The 16,426-nt window shown below is 58.3% G+C and carries 15 protein-coding genes and 1 pseudogene; 7 read left to right on the forward strand and 9 right to left on the reverse strand.

All coding sequences use genetic code 11. The features are described from left to right. Window positions 1-119 precede the first annotated feature (119 nt). Window positions 120-983, reverse strand: a complete 864-nt coding sequence (locus tag AB4O41_RS09950; protein ID WP_460147575.1) for a DMT family transporter — start codon at window positions 981-983, stop codon at window positions 120-122. 734 nt (window positions 984-1,717) lie between these two features. Here AB4O41_RS09950 and AB4O41_RS09955 point away from each other — a divergent pair. Then, complete coding sequence (locus tag AB4O41_RS09955; protein ID WP_367374559.1) at window positions 1,718-1,879, forward strand: hypothetical protein; 162 nt, start codon at window positions 1,718-1,720, stop codon at window positions 1,877-1,879. Between the two features lie 57 nt (window positions 1,880-1,936). Here AB4O41_RS09955 and AB4O41_RS09960 read toward each other — a convergent pair whose 3' ends face one another. Continuing rightward, complete coding sequence (locus tag AB4O41_RS09960; protein WP_460147577.1) at window positions 1,937-2,875, reverse strand: aspartyl/asparaginyl beta-hydroxylase domain-containing protein; 939 nt, start codon at window positions 2,873-2,875, stop codon at window positions 1,937-1,939. 222 nt (window positions 2,876-3,097) lie between these two features. After that, the gene (cysK, locus tag AB4O41_RS09965) at window positions 3,098-4,072 is read right to left on the reverse strand and encodes a cysteine synthase A (RefSeq protein ID WP_460147579.1); all 975 of its coding nucleotides are present in this window, start codon (window positions 4,070-4,072) and stop codon (window positions 3,098-3,100) included. Between the two features lie 126 nt (window positions 4,073-4,198). On the opposite strand from cysK, the gene AB4O41_RS09970 reads away from it, so the two are divergent. Next, the gene (locus AB4O41_RS09970; RefSeq protein ID WP_460147581.1) at window positions 4,199-5,275 is read left to right on the forward strand and encodes a DUF748 domain-containing protein; all 1,077 of its coding nucleotides are present in this window, start codon (window positions 4,199-4,201) and stop codon (window positions 5,273-5,275) included. Here the strand turns inward: AB4O41_RS09970 and AB4O41_RS09975 are convergent. After that, entirely contained in the window at window positions 5,272-5,775 is a 504-nt protein-coding gene (locus AB4O41_RS09975) for a DUF2442 domain-containing protein (RefSeq protein ID WP_460147583.1), read from the reverse strand. The genes AB4O41_RS09970 and AB4O41_RS09975 overlap by 4 nt on opposite strands. Beyond that, a complete protein-coding gene (locus tag AB4O41_RS09980) occupies window positions 5,763-5,993 on the reverse strand; it encodes a DUF4160 domain-containing protein (protein ID WP_460147584.1) in 231 nt (76 codons plus the stop codon). Before AB4O41_RS09980 ends, AB4O41_RS09975 begins: the two co-directional genes overlap by 13 nt. A 203-nt stretch (window positions 5,994-6,196) precedes the next feature. On the opposite strand from AB4O41_RS09980, the gene AB4O41_RS09985 reads away from it, so the two are divergent. Beyond that, window positions 6,197-7,042 (forward strand): AAA family ATPase, encoded by an 846-nt coding sequence (locus AB4O41_RS09985; protein ID WP_007898718.1) that lies wholly within the window; start codon window positions 6,197-6,199, stop codon window positions 7,040-7,042. 27 nt (window positions 7,043-7,069) lie between these two features. Continuing rightward, window positions 7,070-8,248, forward strand: a complete 1,179-nt coding sequence (locus AB4O41_RS09990) for a vWA domain-containing protein (protein WP_460147587.1) — start codon at window positions 7,070-7,072, stop codon at window positions 8,246-8,248. A 123-nt stretch (window positions 8,249-8,371) separates the two neighbouring features. Here the strand turns inward: AB4O41_RS09990 and AB4O41_RS09995 are convergent, their stop codons facing one another. From AB4O41_RS09995 to AB4O41_RS10010, 4 genes are all read right to left on the reverse strand, one after another. Further along, window positions 8,372-9,298, reverse strand: coding sequence for a 5-oxoprolinase subunit C family protein (locus tag AB4O41_RS09995; protein WP_460147589.1), 927 nt, complete (start codon window positions 9,296-9,298; stop codon window positions 8,372-8,374). Beyond that, window positions 9,295-9,999, reverse strand: coding sequence for a 5-oxoprolinase subunit PxpB (gene pxpB / locus AB4O41_RS10000; protein ID WP_460147591.1), 705 nt, complete (start codon window positions 9,997-9,999; stop codon window positions 9,295-9,297). The genes AB4O41_RS09995 and pxpB overlap by 4 nt, the downstream gene beginning before the upstream one ends. Then, window positions 9,996-10,748: a 5-oxoprolinase subunit PxpA gene (locus AB4O41_RS10005; RefSeq protein WP_460147593.1), complete on the reverse strand. Its 753-nt coding sequence runs from the start codon at window positions 10,746-10,748 to the stop codon at window positions 9,996-9,998. The genes pxpB and AB4O41_RS10005 overlap by 4 nt, the downstream gene beginning before the upstream one ends. Window positions 10,749-10,826: 78 nt before the next feature. Next, entirely contained in the window at window positions 10,827-12,110 is a 1,284-nt protein-coding gene (locus AB4O41_RS10010) for an MFS transporter (RefSeq protein WP_460147595.1), read from the reverse strand. A 147-nt stretch (window positions 12,111-12,257) separates the two neighbouring features. On the opposite strand from AB4O41_RS10010, the gene AB4O41_RS10015 reads away from it, so the two are divergent. The 3 genes and pseudogenes from AB4O41_RS10015 (at window position 12,258) to AB4O41_RS10025 (ending at window position 16,413) form a co-directional block, all read left to right on the forward strand. Continuing rightward, window positions 12,258-13,187: a LysR family transcriptional regulator gene (locus AB4O41_RS10015; protein WP_460147597.1), complete on the forward strand. Its 930-nt coding sequence runs from the start codon at window positions 12,258-12,260 to the stop codon at window positions 13,185-13,187. 111 nt (window positions 13,188-13,298) lie between these two features. Continuing rightward, window positions 13,299-15,221 carry an IucA/IucC family protein gene (locus AB4O41_RS10020; protein WP_460147599.1) on the forward strand — a complete coding sequence of 641 codons (1,923 nt, stop codon included), beginning with the start codon at window positions 13,299-13,301 and terminating at the stop codon, window positions 15,219-15,221. Beyond that, a pseudogene (locus AB4O41_RS10025) lies at window positions 15,211-16,413 on the forward strand (MFS transporter). The gene AB4O41_RS10020 and the pseudogene AB4O41_RS10025 overlap by 11 nt, the downstream one beginning before the upstream one ends. Window positions 16,414-16,426 lie beyond the last annotated feature (13 nt).

Genomic DNA, 16,426 nt, shown 5'->3' on the forward strand with positions numbered 1-16,426 from the left:
GAAGGCTGCGATCTTTTGATCTTGCTCTTCGGCGGCCCCGATAAGATCGCAAGCTCCTGCATTGGATCGGTGTTACGAAAGATCCAGTGCGGGAGCTGTGCCTGGAGCGGCCTTTCGCTTCAAGCGCTCTTACGGAACACAAACACCAGGCCGACGATGATCAGCCCCATGCCTAACAGACTCAACACCGCCAATCGATTACCGAAAAACAGGTAATCCATCACCGCCGTCACCGCCGGTACCAGATAGAACAGGCTGGTGACATTCACCAGATTGCCCCGGGCGATCAGTCGATACAGCAGCAAAGTCGCCAGCACTGATACCACCAACCCCATCCACAACACCGGCACGATGAACCCCGTACTGTGTTCAAGGTGAAACGGCTGGAACGGCACGAAAATCCCGCAGAGCAACAACCCCGCCAGGTACTGCACCGGCAGTGTGCCGAGAGGATTATCGGTGATGCGTTTCTGCATGATCGAACCGAACGTCATGCTCGCCAGCGCCAACAGACCGAAGAGCATTCCGGCCAACGACATGCCGGCCAGACCGATGCCCTGATAGACCACCATGATTAATCCGGCCAAGCCCAACGCCAGACCGAACATCCGGCTTATTGATCGGTGCCGCTCCATGATCACAACGGTGAGAATCGGTTGAACGCCCATGATGGTTGCCATCATCCCCGGCGTGACTTTGAGGTCGAGAGCCAGCAGATAGAAAATCTGATAAGCCCCCAGCAACACCACACCTGTGGCCATCGCATACAACATCGGCTTGCCGCCCTTGGGCAGTTTCAGCTTGAGTAACGGCATCAACAACACCAACCCGCACAGGGCAATGGCGAAGCGAACCAGCAGAAAGGCAAAGGGTGACGCATGGGCCAGGCCCCATTTGGAGAAGATCGCCCCGCTGCTCCACAGCAAAACGAACAGGCTCGTGGACGCCGCCGCGAGCGCGGATTTTTTCGAAAGGACAAACATGAATACCACCTGTAGTCAGGCAAAAAGCCAACTCAGCCGAAGCTGAAATTCAGTAGTTTTTTCAGGCGCTTTTCAGATGGGCATGGGGACAGCAGAAAAAAGCTGATCAGCCCGAAAAGCCAACGCCTGGCGGTGATACGACTGCGCACACCGGCGTGCTACTGACAGGTGGGGGGTAATGACTGATCTGCGCAGGCTGCTGATCCCCGCACGGCACGACGCCAACGTTGACCGCTGAATCGACTACCGCGTTGATGGGAGAAGCTGGCATGGGCTGATCTTTTTTGATGGGTGAAAGAGTGGTTCAGTAAACCACCGAGCGCCGACTATAACCAGCGCTCGACATGGATTGCAATGACTTGGACCAAGGGCCAGTAAAGACAGCCAGGGAAGCGCTGCTTACTCTGGGAGAAATGAAATCGCCCGTGATGGGGGACATGGAATGCAAGAGATCAAATGCCCAGGGAACGGACTCATCTTCGGTATCAGTTGTATAGGTCAAGGGCTAGAAAGCTTGCAGGCGTTCACATTGCCCACCTGCAAAATCAACTTGATCTGGCTGCCCCAACAGTCATTGGTAGTCGGCTTCTCGAAGTTCAGGAGCCATGCGTAGGCGCTGTTTCAATTTATCAACAGCTCGGCTTTAACTTCGATACAGAAGGCCGACTTGTCAAAACCCTGGAGAGCCTAGTATCGTGACAACTGTTCAATTAATGACCAGCTTTGGAGGGAATATGCGCAAAGTGATCAAAAAATCTCACACAAAGAAAAGCTCTCCCTCCAGCGACAACAAATCCGATGATGTGAAGTTGACGGCCAGTCAGCAGCGCCTTCTACAGATACTCATTACGGGCACCGAAACCGAAGAACCTAGTCTGCTTGCCGGGCGCCCCTAAAACTCGCAGATAAAAAAACCGCTCCCAAGGAGCGGTTTTTTCATTCCGTGATCGGCCTCAACCAAACAGCCAATACCCCAACAACATCAACACTACCACCGCCAGCACCGGCCGCAGTACGCGGTAGGCCTTGGGATTGCGGCGTTTCCACTGTTTGACCACACCGCTGAATTTGTCACTTGAGTTCTTGCTCCAGGCATAGGCCTGATTGATCCCGCCAACGTGTTCATCATCAAGGTTCTGGGGTGCAGTGGCGCGCCCCAGCAAGCCGCTGATCCAGCGATTGATACGGGTCATGAGGCGATTGCTCAGCGGTCGCTCGATGTCGCAAAACAGAATGACCCGGGTTTGCTCGGTTTCGTTCTTGACCCAATGCACGTAGGTTTCATCAAACATCACGTCTTCGCCATCACGCCAGGCATAGACCTGCCCGTCGACAAAGATGCGGCAATCGTCGGAGTTCGGTGTCGACAACCCCAGGTGATAACGCAGGGAACCGGCGAACGGGTCACGATGCGGGTTGAGGTGACTGCCACCGGGCAGGAGCGCAAACATGGCACCCTTAACGTTGGGGATACTGCTGACCAATGCCACGGTTTTTGGGCACAAGGCTTCGGCCGATGGCAGCGGTTTGTCGTACCACTTGAGGTAGAAACGCTTCCAGCCTTTCTTGAAGAACGAACCGAAACCGGCATCGTTGTTCTTTTCGGCGGCGCGAATGTAGCCCTCGTCGAACAAGTGCATGGCTTCGTCGCGGATAACTTCCCAGTTGTCTCTGAGTACGTCCAGTTCCGGGAACCTGCTGCGGTCCAGGTAGGGTTTGGACGGCACGCCGGAGAACAGGTACATCAAGGCGTTGTAAGGCGCGAACAGAGCCGAATGATTGACGAACTGACGCAGGACCGGCAAACGCGCCTTGCCACGCAAGTGCACATAGAGCGTGCTACCCAGGAATAGCAGCAACACCGACGCCTTCGCGACAAAAGAAAAGCTCATCTACGACTCCTTGAGGATAGGTAACTCCGCACAACGCCATTTACCCGACGTGGCAGTCGGCCATGATAAACACTACCGGCCTCGGGAAAAACCCACATGACTCAACATTCAGTGTTAAGGATTGCGCAATAAAGCACTTCTTAACACAGGGTTCCTGAACAGGGGCTGACCTGAATCACCCCCTTCACACGAGAATCAAAAATTCGCAGCCTTCGGCAGCTCCTACGGTTGATTTTCCTGTTCGGTAAACAGGTCACTAAACAGCATGCTCGACAGGTAGCGTTCGCCAGAGTCGGGCAGGATCACCACGATGGTCTTGCCCTGCATCTCTGGGGTTTCGGCCAGCCGCACAGCCACCGCCATGGCGGCGCCGCACGAGATACCGCTCAAAATCCCTTCTTCCTGCATCAGGCGCAGGGCCATCGCCTTGGATTCGTCGTCGCTGACCAGTTCGACCCGGTCGACCATCGACAGGTCCAGGTTCTTCGGCACAAAACCGGCGCCAATGCCCTGGATTTTGTGAGGGCTCGGTTTGATCTCTTCCCCGGCGATTGTCTGGGTAATCACTGGAGACACCAACGGCTCCACCGCCACCGAGATTATCGGCTTGCCCTGGGTATTCTTGATATACCGCGAAACCCCGGTAATGGTTCCACCTGTCCCGACGCCTGCCACCAGTACGTCGACTGCGCCGTCGGTGTCATTCCAGATTTCCGGGCCGGTGGTTTTTTCGTGGATGGCCGGGTTGGCCGGGTTTTCGAATTGCGCCGGCATGAAGTAAGTGGACGGGTCGCTGGCGAGGATTTCGGTGGCCTTCTCGATCGCGCCTTTCATGCCTTTGGCCGGTTCCGTCAGCACCAGTTCGGCGCCAAGGGCCTTGAGCACCTTGCGTCGTTCGATGCTCATGGACGCCGGCATGGTCAGCACCAGCCGGTAACCGCGGGCGGCGGCAACGAACGCCAGGCCGATGCCGGTGTTGCCCGAAGTCGGTTCGATGATGGTCATGCCAGGCTTGAGTTTACCGCTGCTTTCAGCCTCCCAGATCATGTTCGCGCCAATCCGGCACTTGACCGAATAACCGGGGTTGCGCCCTTCGATCTTGGCCAGGATGGTGACACCGCGCGGGGCAATACGGTTGATCTGCACCAGCGGCGTATTGCCAATGGAATGGGCGTTATCAGCATAAATACGGCTCATGGCTGGGTCCTTATACAGCGTTGAATTAGCTGTCCAAGGTATGCCTGTTACCCGTGGTCGTCCAGTCAGTCGAACGTCCGCTTACCCCCGCAGTCAATCGCTTTATACCGCCAGAGATTTGCCGTCATGAAGCGTCGATACAGTTGGCCCCTGTGGACCCTCGCCGGCCTCGTTCTGCTGCTGGTTGCCCTGCACATTGCCCTGCCTTACATGGTGCGCGATTACCTCAACGAGAGATTGGCGAACATGGGTGACTATCGAGGGCAGATTACCGACGTAGACCTGGCCCTGTGGCGCGGCGCCTACAAAATCAACGGACTGAAAATCGTCAAGGTCAATGGCAAGGTCCCCGTGCCTTTCGTCAACGCGCCATTGATTGACCTCTCCATCAGCTGGCACTCGCTCTGGTATGACCACGCCGTGGTGGCCGAGGCGCAGTTCGACAAACCCGAGGTGAACTTCGTCGACGGCGGGGCCAACAAGAAAAATTCCCAGACCGGTGAGGGCACCGACTGGCGGGCACAATTGGAAAAATTGCTGCCGATAACCCTCAACGAAGTGCGGATCAACGACGGCCGGGTCACCTTTCGAAACTTCAATTCAAAACCGCCCGTGAACATGAATGCCACCCAGGTGAATGCCAGCGTTTACAACTTGACCAATGTGGTCGACACCAAAGGCAAACGCGATGCCCGATTCGACGGCAAGGCGCTGTTGCTGGGGCATGCACCGCTGGAAACCCTGGCGACCTTTGATCCATTTAGCAATTTCGAAGACTTTGAGTTCCGCCTGCGCGCCAGGAACCTTGAACTCAAACGCATGAATGACTTCGCCGCGGCCTACGGCAAGTTCGACTTCAACGCCGGCCATGGTGACCTGGTCATCGAAGCCGAAGCCAACAAGGGCCAACTCACTGGCTACATCAAGCCGCTATTGCGGGACGTCGATGTGTTCAATTGGCAACAGGACGTGGAGAACAAGGACAAAGGGATTTTTCGCTCCATCTGGGAAGCACTTGTCGGCGGCACCGAGAATGTGTTGAAGAACCAGCCGAAAAACCAGTTCGCCACTCGCGTCCAGCTCAGAGGTAGCGTGCATCAGAAAGATATAAGCGCGTTCGAGGCTTTTTTGCAGATTTTACGTAACGGTTTCATCCAGGCATTCAATGCCCAGTATGAACGGCCCAAGCCGGATGCCGGTTAAGACTTGCGTGTGACGGTGTAACGACCGGTTTCTTCGGCTGCCCGCGCCGGACTTGATTGCTGTTGCAAGAAGTCCCAACCCAGGCAAGCCAGAGCCAACGACCGGGGCACAGCTTCACGACCACTGCTGTAGCGACTGATACTGCGGGCACTGACGCCCAGCGCTTCGGCCGCCTGATTCAGCGGCAACCCGGTGCGAGCACGCCAATCGATGAAAATACGGGTGTTTTCATCTGCCGCATTTTGCGCAAGGGCATCCAGATACAACGTGTCTGCGCCAATCTGGATATCCAGTTCAGGCCACTCCACGCTCCAGCCATCGTCACCCAAGGCTGCGCCTTCAAAAGCACGGTCTTCCAGCAATGGTTGCAGCCCTGGATATGAACGCAGATCGCGACTTAAATCGAGGCTCAGTTGCTGGCCATCGATAAAAGTCAGCGCCAGCCTGTAATCCGGCAGTACCTGCACAGCCGACAGCCGTGGTCGTTTCATGGGTAACATTGTTTCCAATCCTCCAGCAATTGCGCCTGATGGGCCCTGACCCACTCCAGCGCTTCCTTGATGATCAGCGGCGGCGCCTTGCCCACCACCACTTCGACGGTTTCCAGGCTAAGCATTACGTCCAGCCCGCCACCGGTCAGATGTACATGGGGTGGCGGATGATCCTTCTCGCGCAGCTGAATGCGGTACGTATCGCGAAATCGATATTTAGTAGACATGCCCCGCAAGCTATCGCCAAAATGGCGATAGCTCAATACTGGCCAGCAGCCGAGACTGAGTCAAGATGTGACGCCCCATTCAGAGACTGAATAAGCCGTCTGCGTTCACAGTCGACCGGGCAGCGCGTTATAGTCGAGTCTGAATATTTATTGCGCCCCGCCCTGCCTCGTTCAGGTCGGCGTTACCGTTCGAGGATTAGCAGATGAAGTTCGAAGGCACCCAGGCCTACGTCGCCACCGATGACCTGAAGCTGGCGGTCAACGCCGCCATCACCCTGGAGCGGCCACTGCTGGTCAAGGGCGAGCCAGGCACCGGCAAGACCATGCTCGCCGAGCAATTGGCCGAATCCTTCGGCGCCAAGTTGATTACCTGGCATATCAAGTCCACCACCAAGGCCCATCAAGGCCTGTACGAGTACGACGCGGTCAGTCGCCTGCGGGACTCGCAGCTGGGTACGGAGAAGGTCCACGACGTTCGCAACTACCTGAAAAAGGGCAAGCTCTGGGAGGCGTTCGAGTCTGAAGAGCGGGTGATTCTGCTGATCGACGAAATCGACAAGGCCGACATCGAGTTCCCTAACGACCTGCTGCAAGAACTCGACAAGATGGAGTTCTACGTTTACGAGATCGACGAGACCATCAAGGCCAAGAAGCGCCCGATCATCATCATTACCTCCAACAACGAGAAAGAGCTGCCGGACGCTTTCCTGCGCCGCTGCTTCTTCCACTACATCGCCTTCCCGGATCGCGTCACGATGCAACGGATCGTCGACGTGCATTATCCGAACATCAAGAAAGACCTGGTCAGCGAAGCGCTGGACGTGTTCTTCGACGTACGCAAAGTGCCGGGCCTGAAGAAGAAGCCATCGACCTCCGAACTGGTGGACTGGCTGAAGCTGCTGATGGCCGACAACATCGGCGAAGCGGTGCTGCGCGAGCGCGATCCGACCAAGGCCATTCCGCCACTGGCAGGCGCTTTGGTAAAGAACGAGCAGGATGTGCAACTGCTTGAGCGCCTGGCGTTCATGAGCCGTCGCGGCACTCGCTAAGCCCCGATAGAGAGAGAGGCAAATGCCATGCTGCTCAACCTGTTCAATGAAATGCGCGCAGCCAAGGTGCCGGTCTCGGTGCGTGAGCTGCTGGACCTGATCAACGCGCTGAAACAGCGCGTGACCTTCGCCGACATGGACGAGTTCTATTACTTGTCGCGGGCGATTCTGGTGAAGGATGAAAAGCATTTCGACAAGTTCGACCGGGCGTTCGGGGCCTACTTCAATGGCCTGGAAAAACTCGACGATCACCTTCAGGCATTGATTCCGGAAGACTGGCTGCGCAAGGAATTTGAGCGTTCCCTGACCGATGAAGAGCGGGCCGCGATCCAGTCCCTGGGCGGCCTGGACAAGCTGATCGAAGAGTTCAAGAAGCGCCTGGAAGAACAGAAAGAACGCCATGCCGGCGGCAACAAGTGGATCGGCACCGGCGGCACCAGCCCGTTCGGCTCCGGTGGCTTCAACCCCGAAGGCATTCGGGTCGGCGATGCCGGCAAGCGTCAAGGCAAAGCGGTCAAAGTCTGGGATCAGCGCGAGTACAAGAACCTCGACGATTCGGTCGAACTGGGCACGCGCAACATCAAGGTCGCCCTGCGTCGCCTGCGTAAATTCGCCCGCCAGGGCGCGGCGGAAGAACTGGACATCGACGGCACCATCGACCACACCGCGCGCGATGCCGGGTTGCTGAACATCCAGATGCGTCCGGAGCGCCGCAACACCGTCAAGTTGTTGTTGCTGTTCGACATCGGCGGCTCGATGGACGCCCACGTGAAGATTTGCGAAGAGCTGTTCTCGGCCTGCAAGACTGAGTTCAAGCACCTGGAGTACTTCTACTTCCACAACTTCATTTATGAATCGGTGTGGAAGAACAACATGCGCCGCACTTCCGAGCGCACCGCCACCCAGGACCTGCTGCACAAATACGGCACCGATTACAAAGTGATCTTCATCGGCGACGCCGCCATGGCGCCCTATGAAATCACCCAGGCCGGCGGCAGCGTCGAGCACTGGAACGAAGAAGCCGGGTACGTGTGGATGCAGCGCTTCAAGGAGAAGTACAAGAAGCTCATCTGGATCAACCCGTACCCGAAAGACACATGGGGCTATACCTCGTCGACCAACATCGTGCGGGATTTGATTGATGACCAGATGTTCCCGCTGACGTTGCGGGGGTTGGAGGAAGGGATGCGGTTTCTTTCCAAATAGAGATTTTTGTTGTCTGTGATGCCGTCTTCGCGAGCAAGCCCGCTCCCACATTTGATCTCCAGCGGACACAGTGTTTGTGTACGACGAATATCCAATGTGGGAGCGGGCTTGCTCGCGAAGCTTTTAGCTATTCAGGAATCGGCGCAAATACTCGACCTGCTCCCGATGCGCAACGTCCTGCACTACCGGTTTCAACCGCACCTTCACCCCCGGCAAACACTGCGCCAATCGCGCCAATGCCAACGGCGTCAATGCCCCCAATCGCGGATACCCACCAATGGTCTGCCGATCATTGAGCAGCACAATCGGCTGCCCATCCGGCGGCACCTGGACCGCGCCCAACGGGATGCCTTCGGAAATCATCGGCTTGCCCTGATACTGCAACGCCGTTCCCAGCAAGCGGATGCCCATCCGGTCGGCACGACTGTCGAGGGTCCAGACGCTGTTGAACGCGTCGAATAAACTCTGTCCACTGAACTCGCCGATCTGCGCACCGAGCACCAGGTCCAGCGGCGCATTGAGTTTGAAATCCGGCACTTGTTCGGGCGCCAACGCCCGCAGCAGTAACAGCGAGCTCCCCGAGTAGCTCAACTGCGCATCTTTGGCCAACGCCCGACCCATGCCATCCAGTCCACCGAGCTCCTCACGGACCACCGTTGCGCTACTGCCCAACACCTTTGGCGCATCAAATCCGCCCGGGGCCGCCAAATAGGCCCGAGCGCCAAGCAGCGGCTGGGTGAATTGCAATTGCTGGCCTTTGTGCAGCCTGAAACTGCGCCACGGTGCCAATGCCTCGCCATCCACCTGCGCCCCCAGATCTGCCCCGGCCAACGCCAGCACGCAATCTTCCTGGGCAACGAGCGTAAACCCGCCGAGGGTGATTTCGATCACCGAAGCATCCAGCCCATTGCCCAGCAGCCAATTGGCCCACGACATCGAACGCCAATCCGCCGCCCCGCCCTGGGTCACGCCCAGATGCCGCACGCCAAACCGCCCGGCGTCCTGCAACAGGCACAGCGGTGTACTTGCTTCAATCGTCAGCCGGCTCATGCCAGGGCCTCCAACGGCGTGTCATCACCGCCCAGATTGATGAACTCGGCATGGCTGACCGCTTCGAAGCGCACGGTGTCGCCCGGTTGCATCAGGCTGTAGCCGTCGCGCTCGCGGTCGAACAATTTGGCCGGTGTACGGCCGATCAGGTTCCAGCCGCCGGGGGACACCACCGGATAAGCCGCCGTCTGGCGTTCGGCGATACCAACACTGCCGGCAGCCACTTTTTTGCGCGGAGTATTCATACGCGGTGCAGCCAATACTTCCTCCACCAACCCCATGAAGGCGAATCCCGGCGCGAAGCCCAATGCGAACACCTGATACTCGTGCTGGCTGTGGCGACGGATCACCTCTTCCACCGTTAATCCGCTGCGCTGAGACAGCAACGTCAGTTCCGGGCCGACACTCAGGTCATACCAGACCGGCAATACATGGCATTTACCGCTGGCCCGAGCGTTGGGGGACAGATCAATCAAAGCTTCAGCAATCAACTCCCGCGCCTGAGCCGAATTCAGTGCCATCAAATCGTAATGCACCATCAACGTCGTGTAGGACGGCACCAGATCGATCAAATGGTTGGCGAATGCCTCTCGCAAACGCTCGCTGGCGGCGAGCATCCACGGCATGTTGGCTTCGCTGATTTCATCGAACAGACGCACCATCATGCAATCCAGGGCCACCACTTCCACCCGTGGTTTCATGATGCACTCTGCTGATTCAAGGCTTCGCGAATGCGCTGCACAGCGGCCACCGAACTGGCGTTATCGCCGTGTACGCACAAGGTGTTGGCCTGCAGGTGCAAGGCGCTGCCATCGCTGGCCGTAAGATTGTCACCGCGGGCAATGATCAACGCCTGTTCGATGATTTTCTCGGGATCGTGATGCACGGCGCCCGGCAGTTGCCGCGAAACCAGCCTGCCTGCGCTGTCGTAAGCGCGATCGGCGAAGGCTTCGAACCACAACGTCACGCCATATTCATCGCCGAGTCGCTGCGCGGCCCTGTTGTCGCGGGTCGCCATCAGCATCAATGGCAGCGTCCGGTCATAGGCTGCCACGGCCTGAATCACCGCGCGCAGTTGCGCTGGGTTGGCCATCATGTCGTTGTACATCGCGCCGTGGGGTTTGACGTAACTCACCCGCCCACCCTGTGCCCGGCAAATGCCGTCAAGAGCGCCGATCTGGTAATGCAACAGGTCCTGCAGTTCCTGGGCGGTGTAAGCCATGGATCGGCGACCGAACCCCACCAGATCCTGATAGGCCGGATGAGCACCAATCTGCACGCCGTGGCCCAGGGCCAGGCTGACGGTCTTGCGCATGATGCTCGGATCGCCGGCGTGGAAGCCGCAGGCGATGTTGGCGCAGTCGATGAAGGGCATGACCTCGGCGTCCAGACCCATGGTCCAGTTACCGAAACTCTCGCCGATGTCGCAGTTCAATAGCAGGCGGTTCACGGTGAACACTCCTGTAGGCTTTTATCTTCTTAACTGAAGGACATGTGCCCCTCAGATTATCAGTTACCGGATATTCGGTTATTGAGCGTCGAGTTGCTTGCCACGGGTTTCCGGCAGGCTCAGGGCTGCCAGGATCACTACCCCGTAGGACACCGCCGCGAAGGCACCGATTCCCACGCTCAGTGGCACCTTCTGGCTGAGCAAGCCGATCAGCAGCGGGAACAATGCCGCCAATGCCCGACCGATGTTGTAGCAAAAACCCTGGCCCGAGCCGCGAATCCGCGTCGGAAACAGCTCAGTCAAAAACGCGCCCATGCCGCTGAAGATCCCCGAAGCGAAGAAGCCTAGAGGGAAACCCAGCCAGAGCATCACGCCGTTGCTGACCGGCAATTGGGTGTACAGCAGAACAATGGTGAACGAGCCAACAGCGAACAGAATGAAGTTCTTTTTACGACCGAGGATGTCAGTCAAATACGCGCTGATCACATAGCCGACGTAGGACCCGACGATCACCATCGCCAGATAACCACCGGTGCCGAGTACGCTCAAGCCTCGTTCGTTTTTCAGAAAGGTCGGCAACCAGGAAGTGATCGCGTAGTAACCGCCGAGGGCGCCGGTGGTCAGGATCGACGCGCGGATCGTGGTGAAAAGGATGCCGGGGGCGAAGATCTCGTAGAACTTGGCCGGGTTGCTTGGTTCTTGCCTGGCTTTGGCTTCGCGGTAGATTTCCGGGTCCTTGACCAGGCGACGGACGAAGATCACGAAAATCGCCGGCACGATGCCGAGGATGAACAGCGCCCGCCACGCGTCTTCCGGCGGCAGTACGGAAAATAGCAGCGCATACAGAATCGCCGTCAGTCCCCAACCCAACGCCCAGCCCGATTGCACCATGCCGACGGCTTTGCCACGGTCCTTGGCGCGAATCACTTCGCCCATCAGCACGGCACCGGCGGTCCATTCACCGCCGAAACCGAAGCCCATTAACGTACGGCTGATCAACAGTTGTTCGTAGTTCTGGGCGAAGCCGCAGAGGAAGGTGAAGAACGCGAACCAGAGCACCGTCAGTTGCAGGGTACGCACCCGGCCGATGCGGTCAGAGAGAATCCCCGCCACCCAACCACCGATGGCCGAGGCAATCAGGGTGCTGGTGTGAATCAGCCCGGCTTCGCCAGTGGTAATGCCCCACATGGCAATCAGGGTTGGCACCACAAAACTGAGCATCTGGGTGTCCATGCCGTCCAGGCCATAGCCGATCTTGCAGCTCCAGAACGTACGACGTTCCTGCTTATTGATGTTGTGGTACCAATCGAAGGGTCCCGGGCGAGCCGTGGCTTTGGGAATGAGGGTGTCGGGCGCACTCATGGCAAGTCTCCGTGCAAATTTTATTGGTATTGTTCTGAGCCCCGACGACGCCTATCGTGGGAACCGGATGCGTCGATTTTTGGACGCTTGGCCTTGCTGCGTCCAACTAATAAAAACCCGGCCAAGGCATAAGAAAAAGTTGATCCCATGAACCTGAAGTTTCTCGAGACCTTTGTCTGGGTCGCCCGACTCAAGAGTTTCCGCCTGACGGCAGACAAGCTCTTCACCACCCAGGCGTCGATTTCCAGCCGTATCGCCGTGCTCGAAGGCGAGCTCGGGGTGAAGCTGTTCCTGCGCGATTCTCGCGGCGTGAGCCTGACGCCCGAAGGCCTGAAAGTGCTCGAATACGCCGAGCAGATGATGGACACGATGCAGGCGCTCAAGCAGTCGATCGAGACACGTTCGAGTAAGGTCGGACGAATCCGGATCGGCGTCATGGACACCGTGATCCACACCTGGCTCAGCCCGTTGGTGGCGCAAATGATGGATCACTACCCGCTGGTGGAAATCGAGCTGGTGGCCGATACCGCGCTCAACCTCTGCGATCAGCTGCAAAAAGGCTTTCTCGATCTGATCCTGCAAACCGACTTGTTGCGTCAGGAAAGTGTGCGCAGCCTGGAGCTGGCGAGTCATCCGATGGGCTGGATCGTGGCCAGCAATTCCATCTACAACCGCGAGTATTCAGGTGTCGCCGATCTGGCGCGGGAGCGGATTATTACCTATTCGAAAAACTCCCATCCTCATCAGGACATCTTGAGCCTGATGCAGGCCAACGGGGTCATGGCGCCACGGCTGAACTGCGTGAATTCAGTGTCGGCGATTACCCGATTGCTGAGGGACGGATTTGGCATTGGCGCGCTACCGCCGGTGCTGGTGGCCGAAGAATTGGCGCGAGGGGAATTGACCTTGCTGGCCATCGATCAACGGCCGCGGAACTTGCAGGTGGTGGTGTCGTGGCGGGTTGGCGTGGAATGGGTCGAAGAAATCGTGGCGTTGTGTCAGCACGTCGTGGAGCGCTATGCGCATAAAGTGGGCGAGCAGTACATCGTCTTGAGCAAACCACAGGCCAGCATCTGAAGGATATTTCTCAAAGTCTAAATCCGAACCACTATCATTTGCATTATTTTTTCAAGGGGGTATTCTTTGCGCGCTTTCAGTTAATCAACTGTCCAGAAGGAGTCGGACCTGATGCGCGGCCACACGCAAAAACAGCAACAATTGCTCGCTCACTGGAGCGAAGCGCTTGGCACTCAGGCTTTCCAGTCCCACCGAATCACTCTCGATCATTTGAGCAATGCACTGGAGCCCGCTGCCCAGCGCTGTTTCCAACGCCTGATCCAGGCGCTGTTTCGTGAAGATCTGATCAACCCCGACGCCTGCGAATACGACGACTCCAGCCGATGCTGGCTGCCACTTGGCGATGGCGCGCATCTTTGCTTCGAGCACTTGTCCGGCGGCAGAATGAACAGCTGGGACGTACGCGGCAGCATCGTTTTGCACACCCCCGACAGACTGCCCCACAAAATCCAGTTGCCCAGCGAACTGCTCGCACACCTCAGCACTCAGCTCAACCCGCCAGCCTCCCCGCAAGTACTGGAACGTCTGGCCCGGGAGCTGGATGACAGCTTCAGCAACGACACCCTGTGCCTGGCGTTTCACCATGGATGGACCGAGCGCCTGAGAGAGCAGATCGACACCGAGTACGATGACAATCTGCTCGCTTGGCTCAAAGCCGACCCCAGCCACCAGAACCCTACGTCATTGCTCGAACAGTGGGGCACTCTCGGCCATCCGTGGCACCCCAACTACAAGACCAAACTGGGTTTGAGCGCCGCTCAGGTCATCGCTTTCTCGCCAGAATTCGAAGCGAGTTTTCCGATTGTCCTGTGCGCCCTGCACCGCCAGTACGCACACGTCGAAGCACTGGCTGGCACCGCCGATTACTGGGACTGGTGGCAAGGTCACTTCCCACAGGCCGCCGAGCAATTGCAACGCCATTTGCAGCAACTGGGTCTGGACGCAAAGGACTACCTCCCGCTTCCGTCGCACCCATGGCAAGCCCATGAAGAGTTGCCGCATTCGTTCGCCAACGAGATCGCCGACAACCTGCTGATCGTCACTGACATCGTGGCTTTCACCGGCCACCCGACCATGTCGTTCCGCACGGTTCTGCCGCAGGCCAGTCGCGTGGCGCCGATGGTCAAACTGCCGGTGGCTCTGCGACTGACCAGCGTGCAGCGCACCGTGTCGCCGCGCTCGGCCCGAATGGGTCCGCGCATCAGCCAACTGATATTGAATATTCTCGATCAGGAGCCGCAGATTCAGCGTCTGCTGAACATCGTTCCCGAACGCATCGGTGTGCATTACGCACCGCTGCCGGCCGATGACGAACGCTCCCGGCATGCTGCCGTGCTGTATCGCGACAACCCGCTTACCCTCCTGCAAGAAGGCGAGTTGGCGGTGCCGGTCGGCAGTCTGTTCGCCGTCAACGAATTCGAACAACCGTTGCTGCGTGATTGGGTAAAACTGGCTCAGGGCAGTGACGACAGCGAGGCCATGTTGGCGTTCTTCGATGATTACCTGTCGATTGCCGTACCGAGTCTGCTGGGCATTTACCTGATGTATGGCGTGGCGTTCGAAGCGCATCAGCAAAACAGTTTCATGGTGATGGGCGCTGACGGGCAATTGAATCGGCTGCTTCTGCGTGATTTCGGCGACGTTCGTATCGATCGCAAAACCCTGCACGCCAAGGGCCTGGATATCCAGTTGCACGATCCGAAAATGACCCTGTATGACGACTCCGGTTTCGTCCGCGACAAGCTTCTGCACACCACCTTCATGTGCCACCTCGGCGAGCTGACGTTGCTCTGTGCCCGCCACTGGAATGTGCCGGAAAGTATCCTTTGGGAGCGATTGGCATCGCACGTTGCCCAGTGCTTCGAGACCTTGCGCGAGCGCGTCGATCCGGCACGTTGGGAAAGCGAGCGCAAGGCCTTGCTGGAACAGGATTGGCCCGCCAAATCGTTCATGCGCATGCGCTTGCTCGACAGCCATGCCGACATCGTCGGACGCCTGAATAACCCGCTGCGACCCAACACCCATGCTCGCTGACGGTCGCGCCTTGCGACTGCTGATCGTTATCCAGTTCGTCTCCATGGGCGCAATGGAAATGAGCGGCCCGTTCTGGCCCTTGCAGATCCAGCATCTGCTCGGGCCAGAGGGCGCCGGCTACACCGCGCTGTTATCGGCGATGGTCTATGCCGGTCCGATGCTGGCGGCCATGCTCCTGACGCCCATGTGGGGCCGGTTGGGCGATCGCACCGGACACAAACCGATGATTGTTCGGGCGTTGCTGGCACTCGCGCTGTGCCAAGGGTTGGCGGCCATCACCCTCGACCCGTGGCTGCTGGTGGGTATTCGCGTGATGCAAGGCGCATTGGCCGGTTTTCTCGCTGCCGCGCAAGCCTATGCCTTGGCCTGCTGCGACAGTTCCAGACGGGGTCATACCCTGGCCCGCCTGCAATCGGCAACCGCCGTCGGCTCATTGATCGGCCCGGTGCTGGGTGGCTGGCTGATGGACGTCTCGGGGTTTGCCCTGCTCTGTTATGGCGCGACGGCGATTTGCCTGTTGTGCGCTCTGGGGAGTTTTTTCCTGCCGGCCGACAAGGCCCGGACCTCGAAGAAAAAGCGGTTGAACCGGTCGCCCTGCCCAAAGGCTGGCTCGGTGGAATCCTGTTGGTGATCGTGTTGATTCAGGCCGCGAAGATGATGCCGCAGTCGTTCTACGCGCTGTACGTCGCGAACATTCTGCATGCCCCTGGCTGGCTGATCGGCGCCACCTACGCGGCGAGCGCCGCGACCCTGGCGATTTCCGCACCGCTGTGGGGACGCCTGTTCGACCGCTGGCAGCCCGCCTACACCTTGCGCGTCATCGAAGGCGTGGCCTGGCTGTGTGCCCTGACGCTGGCGGCCACGGCACTGGCCAACGAATGGCTGGGGTTTCTCGTCAGTCGGCTCGTCTGGGGCATCTGGCAAGGCGCCCTGCTGCCCGTCGCCTATGCATTGATCGCCAACACCATTTCCATCACCCAGCAAGGATTCGCGCTTGGCCTGGGCAACAGCGCGGCAAAAGCTGGGGCTCTGCTCGGTGTCGTCCTTGGCGGGATCGGCATGGGCCTGGTGGGCCTGGCTCACAGTTTCTGGCTGGTGGCGCTGACCTATGCCATAGCCGCCATCGGGATCCGCTGGGTGCGCTTGTTCAACGCCGCGCCTGACCTTATCGCCCCACACTTATCACAACTAAAAAAGACCACGTC

It is taken from the genome of Pseudomonas sp. S2_A02 (assembly GCF_054668495.1).